This is a genomic window from Streptomyces sp. CG4, assembly GCF_041080655.1.
In the GTDB taxonomy this organism is placed as follows: Bacteria; Actinomycetota; Actinomycetes; order Streptomycetales; family Streptomycetaceae; genus Streptomyces.
On sequence record NZ_CP163525.1, the window covers coordinates 6441982 to 6458992 of the forward strand.

At 70.4% G+C, this 17011-nt stretch carries 17 protein-coding genes, 2 tRNA genes and 2 pseudogenes; 20 read left to right on the forward strand and 1 reads right to left on the reverse strand.

From position 1 onward, the window contains the following. Positions 1-110 precede the first annotated feature (110 nt). The 9 genes and pseudogenes from obgE to AB5L52_RS29445 all read left to right on the forward strand — a co-directional run bounded on the left by obgE (position 111) and on the right by AB5L52_RS29445 (position 9762). Complete coding sequence (gene obgE, locus AB5L52_RS29405) at positions 111-1559, forward strand: GTPase ObgE (protein ID WP_351569725.1); 1449 nt, start codon at positions 111-113, stop codon at positions 1557-1559. A 275-nt stretch (positions 1560-1834) separates the two neighbouring features. After that, on the forward strand, positions 1835-3382 hold the full coding sequence (locus AB5L52_RS29410; protein WP_369367144.1) for an alkaline phosphatase: 1548 nt from the start codon (positions 1835-1837) through the stop codon (positions 3380-3382). A gap of 50 nt (positions 3383-3432) precedes the next feature. After that, positions 3433-4338, forward strand: a pseudogene (locus AB5L52_RS29415) (hypothetical protein); the annotation flags it as partial. Between the two features lie 302 nt (positions 4339-4640). Further along, entirely contained in the window at positions 4641-4769 is a 129-nt protein-coding gene (locus AB5L52_RS29420) for a hypothetical protein (protein ID WP_369367146.1), read from the forward strand. 78 nt (positions 4770-4847) lie between these two features. Continuing rightward, on the forward strand, positions 4848-5954 hold the full coding sequence (gene proB, locus AB5L52_RS29425) for a glutamate 5-kinase (protein ID WP_351020957.1): 1107 nt from the start codon (positions 4848-4850) through the stop codon (positions 5952-5954). Between the two features lie 168 nt (positions 5955-6122). Continuing rightward, positions 6123-6548 carry a hypothetical protein gene (locus AB5L52_RS29430; protein WP_351020328.1) on the forward strand — a complete coding sequence of 142 codons (426 nt, stop codon included), beginning with the start codon at positions 6123-6125 and terminating at the stop codon, positions 6546-6548. A gap of 72 nt (positions 6549-6620) precedes the next feature. Further along, a complete protein-coding gene (locus AB5L52_RS29435; protein ID WP_351020330.1) occupies positions 6621-7907 on the forward strand; it encodes a glutamate-5-semialdehyde dehydrogenase in 1287 nt (428 codons plus the stop codon). Between the two features lie 119 nt (positions 7908-8026). Continuing rightward, positions 8027-8599, forward strand: a complete 573-nt coding sequence (locus tag AB5L52_RS29440) for a hypothetical protein (protein ID WP_369367148.1) — start codon at positions 8027-8029, stop codon at positions 8597-8599. A gap of 89 nt (positions 8600-8688) precedes the next feature. Further along, on the forward strand, positions 8689-9762 hold the full coding sequence (locus AB5L52_RS29445; RefSeq protein ID WP_351569713.1) for a hypothetical protein: 1074 nt from the start codon (positions 8689-8691) through the stop codon (positions 9760-9762). Between the two features lie 173 nt (positions 9763-9935). Here AB5L52_RS29445 and AB5L52_RS29450 read toward each other — a convergent pair whose 3' ends face one another. Continuing rightward, positions 9936-11027 (reverse strand): M48 family metallopeptidase, encoded by a 1092-nt coding sequence (locus AB5L52_RS29450; RefSeq protein ID WP_351020336.1) that lies wholly within the window; start codon positions 11025-11027, stop codon positions 9936-9938. 101 nt (positions 11028-11128) lie between these two features. Between AB5L52_RS29450 and AB5L52_RS29455 the strand changes: the two genes are divergently transcribed. From AB5L52_RS29455 to AB5L52_RS29505, 11 genes and pseudogenes are all read left to right on the forward strand, one after another. Next, positions 11129-11293 (forward strand): hypothetical protein, encoded by a 165-nt coding sequence (locus tag AB5L52_RS29455; protein WP_351020338.1) that lies wholly within the window; start codon positions 11129-11131, stop codon positions 11291-11293. Between the two features lie 202 nt (positions 11294-11495). Then, positions 11496-11651, forward strand: a complete 156-nt coding sequence (locus tag AB5L52_RS29460; RefSeq protein ID WP_351020340.1) for a hypothetical protein — start codon at positions 11496-11498, stop codon at positions 11649-11651. A 55-nt stretch (positions 11652-11706) separates the two neighbouring features. Further along, a complete protein-coding gene (gene nadD / locus AB5L52_RS29465) occupies positions 11707-12393 on the forward strand; it encodes a nicotinate-nucleotide adenylyltransferase (RefSeq protein WP_351020342.1) in 687 nt (228 codons plus the stop codon). Between the two features lie 16 nt (positions 12394-12409). Beyond that, entirely contained in the window at positions 12410-14134 is a 1725-nt protein-coding gene (locus AB5L52_RS29470; protein WP_369367150.1) for an LCP family protein, read from the forward strand. A 101-nt stretch (positions 14135-14235) separates the two neighbouring features. After that, the gene (gene rsfS, locus AB5L52_RS29475; protein WP_351020346.1) at positions 14236-14679 is read left to right on the forward strand and encodes a ribosome silencing factor; all 444 of its coding nucleotides are present in this window, start codon (positions 14236-14238) and stop codon (positions 14677-14679) included. Beyond that, complete coding sequence (locus AB5L52_RS29480) at positions 14679-15347, forward strand: histidine phosphatase family protein (RefSeq protein WP_369367151.1); 669 nt, start codon at positions 14679-14681, stop codon at positions 15345-15347. The genes rsfS and AB5L52_RS29480 overlap by 1 nt, the downstream gene beginning before the upstream one ends. A gap of 92 nt (positions 15348-15439) precedes the next feature. Continuing rightward, a tRNA-Ala gene (locus AB5L52_RS29485) sits at positions 15440-15512 on the forward strand. A gap of 209 nt (positions 15513-15721) precedes the next feature. After that, positions 15722-15967 (forward strand): annotated as a pseudogene (locus AB5L52_RS29490) (MFS transporter); the annotation flags it as partial. Positions 15968-16036: 69 nt separating this feature from the next. Beyond that, positions 16037-16210 (forward strand): hypothetical protein, encoded by a 174-nt coding sequence (locus AB5L52_RS29495; protein WP_351020352.1) that lies wholly within the window; start codon positions 16037-16039, stop codon positions 16208-16210. Positions 16211-16213: 3 nt separating this feature from the next. Next, complete coding sequence (locus tag AB5L52_RS29500; RefSeq protein WP_006136074.1) at positions 16214-16447, forward strand: hypothetical protein; 234 nt, start codon at positions 16214-16216, stop codon at positions 16445-16447. A gap of 400 nt (positions 16448-16847) precedes the next feature. Continuing rightward, positions 16848-16920: transfer RNA gene (locus AB5L52_RS29505), tRNA-Ala, on the forward strand. Positions 16921-17011: the final 91 nt, after the last annotated feature.

Sequence of the window (17011 nt, forward strand, 5' to 3'; positions counted from 1 at the left end):
CGGACCTCACTTCCCGGTCGGGAAGGCGGGTCCGCCTTTCGCGTGTTAAGAGAGAGGTGGCATCACTCAAGGATGGTGTCGCCCCCGTACATCTTTGGAGGCACAGAACCATGACCACCTTCGTGGACCGCGTCGAACTGCATGTCGCCGCGGGTAACGGAGGTCACGGCTGTGCCTCCGTACACCGCGAGAAGTTCAAGCCGCTCGGCGGCCCGGACGGCGGCAACGGCGGGCGGGGCGGTGACGTCATCCTCACCGTCGACCAGTCGGTGACGACGCTGCTCGACTACCACCACTCGCCGCACCGCAAGGCCACCAACGGCAAGCCCGGCGAGGGCGGCAACCGGTCGGGGAAGGACGGGCTGGACCTGGTCCTCCCCGTGCCGGACGGGACCGTCGTCCTCGACAAGGCGGGCAACGTCCTCGCCGACCTGGTCGGCCACGGCACCTCGTACATCGCCGCGCAGGGCGGCCGCGGCGGCCTCGGCAACGCGGCGCTGGCCTCGGCCCGCCGCAAGGCGCCCGGCTTCGCGCTGCTCGGCGAGCCCGGTGACCTGCGGGACGTCGTCCTGGAGCTGAAGACCGTCGCGGATGTGGCGCTCGTCGGCTACCCGAGCGCCGGCAAGTCCTCGCTGATCTCGGTGCTGAGCGCGGCCAAGCCGAAGATCGCCGACTATCCCTTCACGACCCTGGTGCCGAACCTCGGTGTCGTGACGGCCGGTTCGACCGTCTACACCATCGCCGACGTGCCGGGTCTGATCCCGGGCGCCAGCCAGGGCAAGGGCCTGGGCCTGGAGTTCCTGCGGCATGTGGAGCGGTGCAGCGTGCTGGTGCACGTGCTGGACACCGCGACCCTGGAGTCCGAGCGCGACCCGCTCTCCGACCTCGACGTCATCGAGGAGGAGCTGCGGCAGTACGGCGGCCTCGACAACCGGCCCCGGATCGTCGTCCTGAACAAGGTCGACGTACCGGACGGCAAGGACCTCGCCGAGATGGTCCGCCCCGACCTGGAGGCCCGCGGCTACCGCGTCTTCGAGGTGTCGGCCGTCGCCCACATCGGGCTGCGCGAGCTGTCGTTCGCGCTCGGTGAGCTGGTCGCCAAGGCGCGCGCCGCGAAGCCGAAGGAGGAGGCGACCCGGATCGTCATCCGGCCCAAGGCCGTGGACGACGCGGGCTTCACCGTCACCCGCGAGGAGATCGGCGGCGAGCCGCTGTTCCGGGTGCGTGGCGAGAAGCCCGAGCGCTGGGTGCGCCAGACCGACTTCAACAACGACGAGGCCGTCGGCTACCTCGCCGACCGGCTCAACCGCCTCGGCGTGGAAGAGCAGCTGATGAAGGCGGGCGCCCGCAACGGCGACGGCGTCGCCATCGGCCCCGAGGACAACGCGGTCGTCTTCGACTGGGAGCCGACGGTCATGGCCGGCGCGGAGATGCTCGGCCGCCGTGGCGAGGACCACCGCTTCGACGCGGAGCGTCCCGCGGCCCAGCGCCGCCGGGACAAGCAGGCCGAACGGGACGAGGCGCTGCGCGAGTACGACGAGTTCGATCCGTTCGAGTGAAGTTCGGCGCGCTGTTGTGACCGCCCGCGGGCGGCTGTATCGGGGACCTGAGGGCCACCACCCCCAGGTCCCCGACTCGTAGCCGATCTACCGTCAGACCCGTTGTGCCACGAGGGTTTTCGAGGATTTCTCTCGTGTCGTGACGGGTCTTCCGCGTCCTCCCGCGCTGTCTGCCATTTGTCATGCTCGCACCTGGTTTCGTTCGGTGCGCCGGCCCTGCGGCCATGGGAGTTTCCCCCTGTCCGCAGAGGCCACCGTGGCAAGGGAGTCAGCGCATGACCGCACCATCGCCCGATCGCCGCCGCTTTCTGGCCGCCGGGGCCGCCGTGCTCGGCGCCGCGGCCTGTGCCCAGCCGTGGCTGCCGGGCACGGCCCGCGCCACCGGCCCGCCGCTGCCGGACAGCCCGTTCACTCTCGGCGTCACCTCCGGCGACCCGCTGCCCGACGGCATCGTGCTGTGGACCAGACTCGCACCCGACCCGCTGCACGGCGGTGGCATGCCCGACGCGGTCTGCCCCGTGGAGTGGGAACTCGCCGAGGACGAGCGGTTCCGCCGGACCGTCCGCCGGGGGATCGCCCAGGCCCGGCCCGAACTCGGCCACAGCGTCCATGTGGACGTGCGCGGGCTGCGCCCGGACCGCCCCTACTGGTACCGCTTCCGGGCCGGCGGGCAGCTCTCGCCCGCCGGCCGCACCCGCACCGCGCCGCACGCGCACCAGCGGGGCGGTGCGCTGCGCGTCGCCCTCGCCTCCTGCCAGAACTGGCAGCACGGCTACTTCACGCCGTACGCCGACATGCTGGCCCAGGACCCCGACCTCGTGCTCTTCGTCGGCGACTACATCTACGAGACGGCGCCCACCTCGACGGCGGTACGGCGACACGAGGGCGCGGGCGAGCCGTACACCCTCGTCGAGTACCGCAACCGGTACGCCCAGTACCGCACCGACCCCGACCTCGCCGCCATGCACGCGAGCGCCCCCTGGGTGGTCACCTTCGACGACCACGAGGTCGACAACGACTGGGCCGGCGAGGTCCCGCAGGACCCGGACAAGCAGTCGCACGACGCGTTCGTGGCCCGGCTGACGGCGGCCTTCCAGGCGTACTGGGAGCACATGCCGGTGCGCGCGAGCGCCGTCCCGCACGGCCCGCACATCCGGATGTACCGCCGGCTGGAGTTCGGCCGGCTGGCGCGGCTGAACGTCCTGGACACCCGGCAGTTCCGCACCGACCAGGCGACCACGCAGCAGGGCGCCGAGGCGCCGTCGATGACGATGCTGGGTGCCGGGCAGAAGCGGTGGCTGCTGGACGGGCTGCACGGCTCCCCGGCCCGCTGGAATCTGATCGCCTCTCAGATCATGATGGCCGAGACCGATCTGCTGCCCGGCGACGGCAAGCTCTGGTCCTACGACTCCTGGGACGGCTACCAGGTCGAACGCAACGCCCTGCTGGCGGAGTTCGCCGGCATCCGCAATCCGGTCGTGCTCAGCGGCGACCGGCATCTGACGATGATCAGCGATCTCAAGGAGGACTTCGCCGACCCCGACGCGGGTGTCGTCGGCACCGAGTTCGTCGGTACGTCCGTCTCCAGCAACGGCGACCAGGACGAGGCCGCCTTCCACGCCCAGTGGGACCCGCTGAAGGCGGACAACCCGCACTGGAAGATGATCGACTGCCACCGCGGCTACCACCTCTTCGACATCCGCCGCGACGGCATCGACGCACAGGTCCGCGTCGTCGACACCGTCGTCCGACCGCAGGCCACGGCGCGCACGCCGGCCCGGCTGCGGGTGGAGTGCGACGAGCCCGGCGTTCAGGTGGTCTGACGGCATGGTCTGACGGCAGCGACGGCGGGGCGGCGCACGACCGGCCCCATCTGGTGCTCGTGCCGTACATCCGCGGCAAGGTCCCGCCGAAGGCCGATGCGGTGCTCGCCGCCGCCGTCGACGACTGGCCGGCTGGCCACCAGGTCAACATGTGGCTGGAGACGATGGAGCAGCTGGACCTGCTGCGCGTGCCCACCATGAAGCACGTCTTCATCGGCCACGGCGACAGTGACGAGCTCGCGAGCGTCAACCCGTACAGCAAGGTCTACGACGAGGTGCGGACCGCCAGTCGGGCCGGCCGTGACCGCCATGCCATCGCCGACGTCGGCGTCCGCGACGACGACATCGTGGAGGTCGGCCGCCCGCAGCTCGCGCCCATCCAGGCCTGGCAGGGCGCGCCCGAAGCCGCTGACGGACACTGCCCGACCGTGCTGTACGCGCCGACCTGGGAGGTCTGGGACGGCAACCCGGGCAACACCTCGATCGTTCTCGCCGGCGAGAACATCGTGCGGAAGCTGATCGCGGCCGACCCGCCGGTCCGCGTCCTGTACAAGCCGCACCCGTTCACCGGCACTGTCAGCAAGGAGGCCGGCGCCGCGCACCGGCGGATCACCGTGCTGGTCGAGAAGGCCGCCCCGAGCGCGCCGCCGATCCGCGCTTCACCGCCGACAAGGCCGCCCCAGGCCACGGCGGAGTCGGACCTGGCCCGGATCGAGGCCCGGATCGACGAACTGACCGGCAAGGGCGACGACAGCAAGGGCCACGAGGCCGAGGCCACCCGCGACAGCACCGGAGACGTGGCTCGGCACACGGAGATCGCCCAGCTGCGCGCCGAGTGGAACACCTCCTACTGGCACGCCTTTCCCTCGTACGAGCACCGCGTGATCACGGGCGCCGAGCCGCGTCTGTACGACTGCCTCGACGTCTCCGATGCGATGGTCTCCGACGTATCCTCCGCATCCTCCTGCTGGACGCCGTACGCGACCAGGCCGCCGCCCGCTGACGGACGGCCGCAAGCGAGTGAGAGAGGGCCGGCCCACGGACCGGCCCTTTTTCGTTCGCCTTACGTTCAGAATTGCTCCAGATCGCTCTTACCTGAAGCCACCAAGCGAAGGTGAGCAGCTCTTACCTCTTCTGAGCCCGACCACTCCCGGCCTGGTAGAGGGCACCTGCTTGCAAGGTAAGAAGGCGTAACGGGCTGCGATTAAGGTAAATCACGGGGAATGTCCCACGTAAAGGGCAAGTGTGACCGTCAGTCATGATCAACCAGTGCGCCCTCGCCACGCCCTCGCGCCGTACGCGCATCGTGAGCGCACGTGAGCGCACGGCCACGCACCGCCCGTCCGGAGGCTGGACCGGTGGGCACGGCACGATCCGCTTCGCGTAGATTGCCAAGGAGGCGACCGGCAACCGCGCGCGGGAACACGAGGGAACAGAGGGCAAGGTGGCAAGGGCTAGGCAGGCCGTGGGCGAGGCCCGCAGGATCGTCGTCAAGGTGGGCTCCTCGTCGCTGACCACCGCCGCCGGCGGCCTGGACGCCGACCGCGTCGACGCGCTGGTCGACGTGCTGGCCAAGATCCGCAGCGGGGGAGAGCGGGAGATCGTCCTCGTCTCCTCCGGTGCCATCGCCGCCGGGCTCGCCCCGCTCGGGCTGCGCCGCCGCCCGAAGGACCTCGCCCGGCAGCAGGCCGCCGCCAGCGTCGGCCAGGGCCTGCTCGTCGCCCGCTACACCGCCTCCTTCGCCCGCTACGGCGTCCGCGTCGGCCAAGTCCTGCTCACCTCCGACGACATGAGCCGCCGCGCCCACCACCGCAACGCCTCCCGCACCCTCGACAAGCTCCTCGCCATGGGCGCCTTCCCGATCGTCAACGAGAACGACACGGTCGCCACCGACGAGATCCGCTTCGGCGACAACGACCGCCTCGCCGCCCTCGTCGCCCACCTCGTCCACGCCGACCTGCTCGTCCTCCTCTCCGACATCGACGGTGTCTACGACGGCGACCCCAGCAAGCCCGGCACCTCGCGGATAGCGGAAGTGAAGGGCCCCGAGGACCTCGCCGGCATCGAGATCGGCAGCGCGGGCAAAGCCGGCGTCGGCACCGGCGGCATGGTCACCAAGGTCGAGGCCGCCCGGATTGCGGCCGCCGCCGGCATCCCCGTGGTCCTCACCAGTGCCGTGCACGCGGCGGACGCGCTGAGCGGCGGCGACACCGGCACCTACTTCCACCCCACCGGCAAACGCTCCGCCGACCGCCTCCTGTGGCTGCAGCACGCCTCCACCCCGCAGGGCGCGCTGACCCTGGACGACGGCGCGGTGGACGCGGTCGTGAAGCGCCGCACCTCCCTGCTGCCCGCCGGAATCGCCGCCGTGGAGGGCGAGTTCAGCGCCGGCGACCCCGTCGAACTGCGCGACACGAGGGGCCGCGCGGTGGCCCGGGGGCTCGTCAACTTCGACGCCAAGGAGATCCCGCGGCTGATCGGACGTTCGACCCGCGAGCTGGCCCGCGAGCTGGGCCCGGCGTACGAACGCGAGGTCGTACACAGGGACGACCTGGTGCTCCTGCACCCGTGACACTCGCAAAACCGCTCGTAAAACGGGGCGTAAGGACCGCCCCCGGTGGGGGACGTTCCGTAAAACCACCACGCGGAGGCCTAAGGCCTGCTCAACTTTGTGTCTGGGACATGTGAAGGAACACGTTCCGTCAAGGGGCCATGCGAGCCAAGCGTGAAGGAGGCCGTCGTGAGACGAGCGCGCCCTGGGGCGACGTCGCGCGGTGCTCTGACGAGCGTCGCGGCCGGGGACGTCTACCAAGAGCCCACGGATCTGCCCCGGCTGTGGCACGTCACCCTCAGCGTCTCCGGGAAGCAGGTGCCCCTGCCCGAGCTGCGGCGGGCCCTGGAACAGCTGGCCCACGACCACCCCTTCCTGCTCACCAGCAGATACGCGACCGACCACGCCGAGATCCGGTACTGGGAAGAGGCCCGGGATCTGCACGACGCCGCCGCCGTGGCCCTGCGCCTGTGGGGCGAGCACCGGCAGAGCGCCGGCCTGCCGGCCTGGGAGATCGTCGGCCTCGAGGTCATCGACCGCGAGACCTATCACCACCGCATCGCCGAGGGATACGGCCCGGCACCGGCGACCCCGGTGGGAGTACATCCCTTTTGAGTGATCCTGAGGGCTTGTCTCGGGGTTTGGGATGAGCGGTGAGTGCGCGGCGCCGCGCACTACCCTTCCCTCATGACCACGCTCTCGCCGTACGACTCCATGTCCCCGGTCACCCAGGCCGCCTACCGGGCCAAGGCCGCCGCCGCCGACCTCGCGCCGCTCCCGCGCGCCGTGAAGGACGACGCGCTGCTCGCCATCGCCGACGCCCTGGAGGTCCGGACCAGCGAGATCGTCGAGGCCAACGCCAAGGACATCGCCAAGGCCCGGGAGAACGGCACCAGCGAGGCCATCGTCGACCGGCTGACCCTCACCCCCGAGCGGGTCCGCGCCATCGCCTCCGACGTCCGCGACGTCGCGAAGCTGCCCGACCCGGTCGGCGAGATCGTCCGCGGCTCCACCCTGCCCAACGGCATCGACCTGCGCCAGGTCCGCGTCCCGCTCGGCGTCGTCGGCATCATCTACGAGGCCCGCCCGAACGTCACCGTCGACGCCGCCGCCCTCTGCCTGAAGTCCGGCAACGCCGTCCTGCTGCGCGGCTCGGCCTCCGCCTACGAGTCCAACACCGCCCTCGTCCGTGTCATCCGGGACGCCGTCGGCGGCGCGGGACTGCCCGCCGACGCCGTCCAGCTGGTGCCCGGCGAGAGCCGCGACTCCGTGCGCGAGCTGATGCGCGCCCGCGGTCTGGTCGACGTCCTCATCCCGCGTGGCGGCGCCTCCCTGATCCAGACCGTGGTCAGCGAGTCCATCGTCCCCGTCATCGAGACCGGCACCGGCAACTGCCACGTCTACGTCGACGCGACCGCCGACATCGACATGGCGATCGACATCCTGATCAACTCCAAGGCCCAGCGGGTCAGCGTCTGCAACGCCGCCGAGACCCTCCTCGTCCACCAGGACATCGCCGCCGAGTTCCTGCCGCGCGCCCTGGACGCCCTCGCCGAGGCCGGCGTCACCGTCCACGCCGACGAGCGGGTCATGGCCCACGCCAAGGACTCCAAGGCGACGGTCGTGGAGGCCGTGGCCGAGGACTGGGAGACCGAGTACCTCTCCTACGACATCGCCGCCGCCGTCGTGGACTCCCTGGACAAGGCCGTCGAGCACATCCGGCTGTGGACCTCCGGGCACACCGAGGCCATCGTCACCACCTCCCAGCAGGCCGCTCGCCGCTTCACCCAGCTGGTCGACTCCACCACCGTCGCCGTGAACGCCTCCACCCGCTTCACCGACGGCGGCCAGTTCGGCTTCGGCGCCGAGATCGGCATCTCCACCCAGAAGCTGCACGCCCGCGGCCCGATGGGTCTGCCGGAGCTGACCAGCACGAAGTACATCGTCACCGGCGACGGACACGTGCGCCCCTGAGATTCACCTGTTCGGCCGTACGTCCCGTGATCCGGGCGGGCAGCTGAAAGGCGTCTCACCAGTCAGACGAATTTCCATACCGTCTGCCCAAATTGACCCCCCAGGTCTACTCTGGATCCGTGCCGGAGGACGTGGGGGGCATGCCGTTCCCTGACGGCTGGGAGCCCGACGACGACCACGACCACGGGGTGTCGGACGAAGAGTTCGCCTCCGTGGTCTTCGACGAGGCCTTCGTACAGGCGGCCGTGGTCCATGAGCCGACCGCCGTCGAACGCCTCCTGGCCGCCGCACAGGCCAGAGCCGAGGCCTCCGAGGCGGAGGCCCGCCGCGCCCACGCCCGAGGCGAGCGCTACGAGGACAAGTACTCCCCCGAGGGGACCGATCTCAGCCAAGATCGGGACGACGACGAGCTGGACGACACCTACGTCCTCCACGAGCGCCACGGCCCCTTCGGCCCCTACGGCAAACAGGTCCGCTGGCATCGCCCCGTCGCCTGGGTGCTCGCCGTCGTCATGGGCATAGGCATGGTCGCCCTGGCCTTCGCCGCCGTCTACCGCGGCAGCTCCGCCGGCGCCCGCGACGGGGTCCCCACGCCCGCCTCCACCGGCCTGGAACAGGGCAGTGCCGGCGCGCCCTCCGCCTCCGCCGACTCCTCCCAGCCGGCCGCCTCGGCCACCCCGCGTTCCCCCTGAGTGCCCGCCTCCACTCTTGGTGAGCACCTGTCAGAAGTTGTCGTGTAGCAGGGCGTTTACCTGAGGCCCACGAGACCTACTCTGAAAGTATGGGCGGGCCTGGAGACCCACCGGAGGGCACACCCGAGGGCGGCCCCGGAGGTGGCGAGGACGAGTACCGATCCGTCGTGTTCGACGAGTCGTTCGTCCGCGCTGCCCGCCTCCAGGAGTACTCCGCCGAGGAGCGGATGGCCGACCACGCGCCCGCCGTACGCCGCCGCCCGCCCCTGCACCGCGGACTCACCCGGCAGGCCCTGGCCCTCGTCGTGCTGCTCGCCATCGCCTTCGGCACCGCGATCTACATGGGCGTCCGCCACCCCTACGGCTCCCCGCAGACCCGGCGCCCCGCCGAGCCGCTGCGGATGACCGTGATCCCGCTCGCCCCGACGGGCAAGGTGCCCGGCACCGGCGACGCCGAGAACCTGTTCGCGCACAGCCCCGCCGCCCAGTTCGATATCGGCGCCGCGGGCATACCGCTGCCCGCCTCCCGCAGCACCGCCCACTTCTCCGACAGCGAGGTCGTGACCGCGCTCACGACCGCCAAGGACTACATAGTCCGCTCCTCGCTCTACCCCGAGGTGCTGACCGGCCGCGAGGTCAGCCCCGTCCGGTCCCTCATCGACGCCGACCAGCTCGACCAGTTCGACCAGAGCTTCGTCGACCACCCCGCGACGGACGGCCGGCACGCCGCCACCGGCTGGCTGGTCCGCCTCGACCCCTCCCGCGCCCAGCTCGCCGACGACCGGATCCGCGTCCGGGGCGATCTGCGGGCCGTCGAGAGCGACGCGAGCGCGCTGGAGGTCACCGCCGACCACACCTTCGTCTACGCCCTGCGCTCCACCGGTTCCGCGGCCGGGGCCGCCGTGTCGCTGTTCACGGTCCGCCGCGAGGTGACCTTCCGCTTCACCCGCGACGATCTGCGCACCCACCAGGTCCAGCTGATCACGTCCTACGTCGAGGCGGGCCCGCTCGCCTGCGTCGAGGACTCCAGCGCCTACCTCCGCCCCCTCCTGGCCGGCCAGACGGCCCACACCGGCGTCCCCGCGGGCACCGACCCGTACGAGACGGACAGCCCTACGGCCCTGTGCGGGACGCTGGCCGTTGGGGCCGAGCCGAAGGTCTGAGCGGCCTTTTCGGCGCCGGTCGGCTGGCTGGCCGGCCGGGGTGAAGGCGAGGCGTCTTTCCCGGCACCCGGGATCGGTGTCTCGGGCTGAGGTGCGTTCGGCGCCGCCGCATCCCGCCGTCGCGGCTGAGCGCCGTTGCGGAGGGATGACGTCGCCGTGGGGTTTGCCGCGCCCTACTCCTCGTCCCGCGGAGCGTCCGTCGGGCCCTCCTTCGGCGGGGGCGGGGTGCGGAAGCCGTCGAAGCCGCGGCGGACCCGGCCGCCCAGATCGCCCGCGCCGCCCGCGAGATCGGTGACCAGCTTCATCAGCGGGTCCTTGGAGGCCTTCACATCGCTTGCGTAGCTGGCCGCCGACTCACGGAAGGAGTCGCTGACAGAGGCGTCCTTGTCCTCGTCGCGCCGCGGGTAGTGGCCGTCCATCATCCGCTGGAAGTCCCGGGACTCGGCCCACTTCTTCAGCTCCGCCGCTCGCACGGTGGTGAACGGATGCGAGCGGGGCAGCACGTTCAGGATCTTCAGCACCGAGTCGCGCAGATCGCCCCCGGAGTCGTACTCCTCGGCCTGCTCCAGGAACGCGTCCACGTTCATCTCGTGCAGATGATTGCCGCCCGCGATCTTCATCAGGCCGCGCATCGAGGCCTGCAGGTCCTGCCCCACCAGCAGCCCCGCCCGGTCCGCGGACAGCTCCGACTTGCGGAACCACTCCCTGAGCGCCGTGATGATCGCCATGATCGCGAGGTTGCCCAGCGGGATCCAGGCCACCTTCACCGCGAGGCTGGTCAGGAACAGCAGGATCGTGCGGTACACCGAGTGCCCGGACAGCGCGTGTCCGACCTCGTGTCCGACGACCGCCCGCATCTCCTCCTCGTCGAGGAGTTCCACCAGCCCCGTGGTGACGACGATGATCGGCTCGTCCAGGCCGATGCACATCGCGTTCGGCTGCGGATCCTGCGTGACGTACATCGGCGGGACCTTCTCCAGGTCCAGGATGTAACAGGCGTCCAGCAGCATGTCGTGCAGATGCTGGAACTGCCGCTCGGAGACGCGCACCGAATCGGACAGGAACAGCAGTCTCAGGCTCCGCTCGGGCAGCAGCCCGCTGAGCGCCTTGAAGACGGTGTCGAATCCGCTCAGCTTGCGCAGCGCGACCAGGGCGGAGCGGTCGGCCGGATGCTCGTAGGCACGCGAGGAGATCCCCGGGAACCGCCTGCGCTGCCTGCTCGGCACGCGCTCGTGCCCCGTGTCCTGCTGGCCGTCGTCGGACATGTCGTCCCCCATGTACGTGTGAGTGCCACTGTGCCCCCGAGGCGGAGCCCAGCCTAGGCGGAGATACCGTGGACGGGCAGTACAGCCGAAGGAGTCCACGCATGGAGCATCACCCCGCAGCCGCCTGGCTGACCGAGGCCGCCGCGAGCGCCGTCCAGCAGCACGGGGCGGGGAATCTGCTCCGGATCATCCTGATCGTCATGGTCCTGGGCTGTGCACTGACCGCCTGGTTCCTGCTGCGCGGCTACAAGCGGAAAGACGACTGACGGCCGGCGAAAGTTCCCCGCCGCGCGACGGCGGAAGATCCCGGGCAGCGTCTCGCCGGCCGGCGGCGGGAAGTCCCCGTCGCGGGCGGCCTCATGCCGGCTGCCGTCCCCAACGGCGGAGTCGGCGTGATCGCCGCAGGGCCGCCCGCTTACGATGAGCCGACATCTTTATCCCGCCCACACGCGTTAGGTCCTGCCGAAGATGAGCCTTCACAGCACCGCAGCCCACTTGGTCACCCTCGCCGAAGCCGAGGGCGGCCACCACAACAGCCTCAACCCCGCCGTCACCGGCGGCTCGGCCCTCGCCATCCTGCTGCTCCTGCTGTGGATCACCACCCGCTTCAACCGCGACCGCTGAGCCGGACCCCGTCCCCGGCCGGACGCCCGAGGCCGGGCCGGTAGGGTCTGCACGCATGGGAGAGCAGGACATGCCTACCGGTCCGGCGTACGAGAGCGCCGACGACACGGTGAACCACCCGGAGTACCGGCCGGGCCAGAGCCCCGACCACACGGGCAAGCGTCGCCTGGGCGTCATGGGCGGTACGTTCGACCCGATCCACCACGGGCACCTGGTGGCGGCCAGCGAGGTCGCCGCGCAGTTCCACCTCGACGAGGTGGTGTTCGTGCCCACCGGGCAGCCGTGGCAGAAGACCCACCGCAAGGTCTCCCCGGCCGAGGACCGCTATCTGATGACGGTCATCGCGACCGCCGAGAACCCGCAGTTCTCCGTCAGCCGCATCGACATCGACCGCGGCGGTCCCACCTACACCGTGGACACCCTGCGCGACCTGCGCGCCCTCAACCCCGACACCGACCTGTTCTTCATCACCGGCGCCGACGCCCTCGCCCAACTGCTGACCTGGCGGGACAGCGAGGAACTGTTCTCCCTCGCCCATTTCATCGGCGTCACGCGGCCCGGCCATCATCTGACCGATCCGGGTCTGCCGGAGGGCGGCGTCTCGCTGGTAGAGGTTCCGGCGCTCGCCATCTCCTCCACAGACTGCCGTGCGAGAGTCGCCAAGGGAGACCCCATCTGGTACATGGTGCCGGACGGAGTCGTGCGCTACATCGACAAGCGCGAGCTGTACCGCGGCGAGTGAGCCGAGAGGGGCACCGGTGAACAACCGATACGACGTGGGTGACGCCGGCTACGGCGCAGGCCCGTACGAACTCGTCGGCTACGACGAGCACGGCCAGCCCGTGTACCGGCAGATCCCGGCACAGCAGGCTCCACAGGCCCAGCAGGCCACCTACGACCCGTACGCCCAGCAGCAGGGCTACGGCTACGACCCCTACGCCACCGGCCAGCAGCCGCCGGTGCCCCCCTACGACTCCGGCCGGCCCGCACCCGGCTACGACCCCTACGGCGCCCAGGCCCCGTACGACCCGTACGCCACCGGCCCCCAGCACACCGCCGGTTACGACCCCTACGGGCAGGCCGCGAGCAGCGGGCAGCAGCCCCGGGTCACCGAGCAGACCGCCTACATCCCGCAGCAGGCCGGCCCGGTGGAGGGACCGTACGCCCCGGCACGGCCAGAGGAGCGGCGGGATGAGGACGAACGGGACTACCACACCGAGCAGTTCGCGTTCGTCGAGGAGCCGGACGGCAACTCCGAGGACGTCATCGACTGGCTGAACTTCACCGAGAACCGCACCGAGCGCCGCGAGGAGGCCCGGCGCCGCGCCCGGAGCCGGATCATCGCCCTGCTCGTCGTCCTCGCCCTGGTCGCCGTCGGCGGCGTCGGCTACCTCTGGTACGCCGGAAAGCTGCCCGGCCTGTCCTCCTCCGGCTCCAAGCCCGGAGCGGGTACGGCGGTCGGCGCCCAGAAACGCGACGTGATCGTCGTCCACCTGCACAACACCGGCAAGGGCGGCACCTCCACGGCGCTGCTGGTCGACAACACCACCACCAAGCAGGGCAGCACCGTGCTGCTGCCCAACTCCCTGGATCTGAGCGCCGACGACGGCTCCACCACGACCCTCGCCAAGTCGGTGGATGACGACGGCTCCTCCGGCACCCGGGACCAGCTCGGCACCGTCCTCGGCACCAACATCCAGGGCACCTGGCGCCTCGACACCCCTTATCTGCAGAACCTCGTCGACCTGGTCGGCAACATCGACATCGACACCAACACCGACGTGCCCGACCCGGACACCAAGAAGAAGGGCGCCGAGCCGCTCGTCCACAAGGGCAGCGGCCAGACCCTCAGCGGCAAGATGGCCGTCGCCTACGCCACCTACCGCGCCCCCGGCGAGTCCCAGGACGCCCAGCTCGAACGGTTCGGCCAGGTCATGCAGGGTGTGCTGCGCAAACTGTCCTCCGACCCGTCGGCGGCCACGATCACCGTGCAGACGCTCGCGCAGATCCTCGACCCGCCGCTCACCGACAAGGACCTCGGCACCTTCCTCGCCAAGCTCGCCGACCTCGCCAAGGGCGGCGCCTACAAGACCGCCCTGCTGCCCGTGCAGCCCGACGGCACGCTGAGCGCGAAGACCAGCGACAGCGTGGTGAAGGACATCCTCGGCGGCACCGCCAAGAGCCCCGACACGGGCTCCGCGGTCCGTGTCTCCGTGCAGAACGCCACCGGTGTGAAGGACGACACAGAAAAGGCCCGCGTGGTGCTGCTCAACGGCGGCTTCACCTTCCTCGAAGGCGGCAGCGCCTCCGGCACCCAGGCCACCTCCAAGGTGGTCTACTCGAACGCCTCCCACAAAGCCGATGCCGCGGAGGTCGCCAAGACCCTCGGCCTGCCCGCCGGCTCCGTGGCCCAGAGCACGGTCTCCTCGGGCGCCGACGTCTCGGTCGTCCTCGGCCGGGACTATCAGCCCGGCAACTCGTGACCAGGTCCCGGGCACCCCACGTGGCACCGTAATCACGTGGGGTGCGCCGGGCGGTCCGTGAGACCCTTGAGGTCTAGTGACCGCCGACCGAAAGCTTGCTTGTGACCGCCACCGACCGTTCTCTTGAGCTCATCAACACCGCCGCCCAGGCGGCGGCCGACAAGCTCGCCCACGACGTCATCGCCTACGACGTCAGCGACGTGCTGTCGATCACGGATGCCTTCCTGCTGGCCTCCGCGCCGAACGACCGCCAGGTCAAGGCCATCGTCGACGAGATCGAGGAGCGCCTGCTGAAGGAACTCGGCGCCAAGCCGGTGCGCCGTGAGGGAGACCGCGACTCCCGCTGGATTCTGCTCGACTACGTCGACATCGTCGTCCACGTCCAGCACAGCGAGGAGCGGGTCTTCTACGCCCTGGAGCGGCTGTGGAAGGACTGCCCCGAGCTCGAGCTGCCCGCCGACGCCAAGGCCACCCGCGGCAAGGCGGAGGAGCACGCCAAGCTGCAGGCCGCCGAGGCCGAGCGGGAGCCGGGCGGGGAGTGGTGATGAGCTCCACCGGAGAGGTCACCGACCGCAAGGACCGCGGCCGCCGCGTCATCCTGTGGCGGCACGGCCAGACCGCCTGGAACGTCGAGCGCCGCTTCCAGGGCAGCACGGACGTCGCACTGACCGAGACCGGCATCGGCCAGGCCCGCCGCGCCGCCCGGCTGCTGGCCTCCCTGAAGCCCCACGCGATCGTCTCCTCGGACCTGCAGCGGGCCTCGGACACGGCCGTCGAGCTGGCCGCCCTCACCGGCCTCGACGTCACCCGTGACGAGGCCCTGCGCGAGACCTACGCGGGCGTCTGGCAGGGGCTGACGCACGAGGAGATCATCACCCGCTACGGCGAGCAGTACGCCGCGTGGAAGCGCGGCGAGGCGGTCCGCCGGGGCGGCGGCGAACTGGAGACCGAGGTCGCCGACCGTGCCGCCCCCGTCGTACTGCGGCACGCCGAGAAGCTGCCCGAGGACGGCACCCTCGTCGTCGTCAGCCACGGCGGCACCATCCGCACCACCATCGGCCGGCTCCTCGGCCTGGAGGCCCGGCACTGGGAGAGCCTCGGCGGCCTCTCCAACTGCTGCTGGTCCGTGCTCGGCGAGGGCGCCCGCGGCTGGCGCCTGCTGGAACACAACGCCGGCACCTTGCCGGAGCCCGTCCTCGGCGACGACGACTGAGCCCAGCGCGCCCCCGGACCCCGGATTTCACTTTCTGGCAGGTCACAGGCTAGAGTTCTTCTTGTTCGCCCCGCCGAGCGGGAAGAACGCGAGGGGCTATAGCTCAGTTGGTAGAGCGCCTGCATGGCATGCAGGAGGTCAGGAGTTCAATTCTCCTTAGCTCCACTGATCGACACTCCGTTGAGTTGTCGAAGATCGGTGATGAAGGTCCCGTCCCCGTCAGGGGGCGGGATTTTCTGCATTCCAGCGGTGGACGTCCTCCGGGGCGTAGATCACGGTCCGGCACTCGGGCATCTCGCCGATGGACAGCGACTGCGAGGTCACCCGGCCTGAGCTTCGCCCCAGCCGCCGCCGCCTTCACGACCGTCAGCTCGACGCTCACCGGTGCGCTCGCCACGGTGGCCCGACGACGCGGCGGACGTCAGCGGCTTGATGACGAGGTCACCCAGCCAGGTCAGCTGATCGGTGTGCGTCATTCGGCACACTGTTCCCGAACCGGCTTGAGTCGCTGGGGGCTTTGCGCTCGTATACCTCTGCGGAGGCGTTCTCGGTGTGCCTGGGCGCTGGCCGGAACGGCCGCGACGGGAGCCGTGTCCGGACTGGTACTGAGGCGTCGCTGACCGTATTGCTCCGGCCGTGGCAGAATCAAACGGCCGGAAGGGGGCGTGGCCCGACGGGAGGGAGTAGCGATGCCTGCGAGCATCCTCGAGGAGGTCGGCCACCTCCTCGGTGCGGCGTTGATACGGGGCACGACCACCCGGCTGAGCTGCCCTTCCTGCGGTTCCGCGCATGTCGCCCAAGTTCTCGGCGACAACGGTGGAATCTCCTACGTGTGCACGGCCTGCGGCCACAGCTGGAGCTGATCGATGGGTGCACACAGGCGAAAGTGCGACTGGTGCGGGAGCGGTACCCCGATCGTCCGTGACATGGAGCCGATCAACCCCGATTACCAGTACTGGTGTGAGGAATGCGCGCGGGCGCTGATCATAAAGGGCGACCCGATCGAGACGTACCGCGAATTGGAGGGCGAGCCGATCTACGGCCGTCTCCTGGAAGAGCACTGCACACTCAAGCGGTTCTACTCCTTCGTGACGGCTTGACGCGCGCCGCACCGCCCACGCGCCGCGGCAACGATGTCCAAGCGAGTACGAGGAACAGGGCGCCGACTCCCTCGTAACGGGCCGAGAGCGGCAATTCCACGACTTGCTGGTGCAGTTCGGGCCGCCCGGTCCCGCTGCCCGTTCAACTCCGCCGGCAGTACGCCGCGCACGCGCGCCAGAACACACGTACGCACGCGTGCCGCAAACCCGGCTTGACGACCGAGGCCGGCCCCAGCCCCGCGCCCGTCCCGTGCCCGTCCCGCGCGGGTGGTCAGGCCTGGTCACTAAATCCGACATTAGTGGACACGTCGGGATGAACGCGAAACCGATTTGGCGCTGCGTCCGCGGGCCTGTAATGTTTACGACGTCGCCGGGGGAACCGGGCGAAACAAGAAAACGAGGGGCTATAGCTCAGTTGGTAGAGCGCCTGCATGGCATGCAGGAGGTCAGGAGTTCAATTCTCCTTAGCTCCACAGAATTCGAAGGCGGATCATCCGAAAGATGGTCCGCCTTCGGCGTGTTGGGGAAACGCGTGGCTGAACGGAGGGGCGGGTCACCCGGCTC

What these genes read in the sequence shown, in the direction of transcription:
- obgE (WP_351569725.1), top strand. Translation starts at nt 111, where the DNA reads ATGACCACCTTCGTGGACCGCGTCGAACTGCATGTCGCCGCGGGTAAC.
- AB5L52_RS29410 (WP_369367144.1), top strand. Translation starts at nt 1,835, where the DNA reads ATGACCGCACCATCGCCCGATCGCCGCCGCTTTCTGGCCGCCGGGGCC.
- AB5L52_RS29420 (WP_369367146.1), top strand. Translation starts at nt 4,641, where the DNA reads ATGATCAACCAGTGCGCCCTCGCCACGCCCTCGCGCCGTACGCGCATC.
- AB5L52_RS29435 (WP_351020330.1), top strand. Translation starts at nt 6,621, where the DNA reads ATGACCACGCTCTCGCCGTACGACTCCATGTCCCCGGTCACCCAGGCC.
- AB5L52_RS29445 (WP_351569713.1), top strand. Translation starts at nt 8,689, where the DNA reads ATGGGCGGGCCTGGAGACCCACCGGAGGGCACACCCGAGGGCGGCCCC.
- AB5L52_RS29450 (WP_351020336.1), bottom strand. Translation starts at nt 11,027, where the DNA reads ATGTCCGACGACGGCCAGCAGGACACGGGGCACGAGCGCGTGCCGAGC.
- AB5L52_RS29455 (WP_351020338.1), top strand. Translation starts at nt 11,129, where the DNA reads ATGGAGCATCACCCCGCAGCCGCCTGGCTGACCGAGGCCGCCGCGAGC.
- AB5L52_RS29460 (WP_351020340.1), top strand. Translation starts at nt 11,496, where the DNA reads ATGAGCCTTCACAGCACCGCAGCCCACTTGGTCACCCTCGCCGAAGCC.
- nadD (WP_351020342.1), top strand. Translation starts at nt 11,707, where the DNA reads ATGGGAGAGCAGGACATGCCTACCGGTCCGGCGTACGAGAGCGCCGAC.
- AB5L52_RS29480 (WP_369367151.1), top strand. Translation starts at nt 14,679, where the DNA reads ATGAGCTCCACCGGAGAGGTCACCGACCGCAAGGACCGCGGCCGCCGC.
- AB5L52_RS29495 (WP_351020352.1), top strand. Translation starts at nt 16,037, where the DNA reads ATGCCTGCGAGCATCCTCGAGGAGGTCGGCCACCTCCTCGGTGCGGCG.
- AB5L52_RS29500 (WP_006136074.1), top strand. Translation starts at nt 16,214, where the DNA reads ATGGGTGCACACAGGCGAAAGTGCGACTGGTGCGGGAGCGGTACCCCG.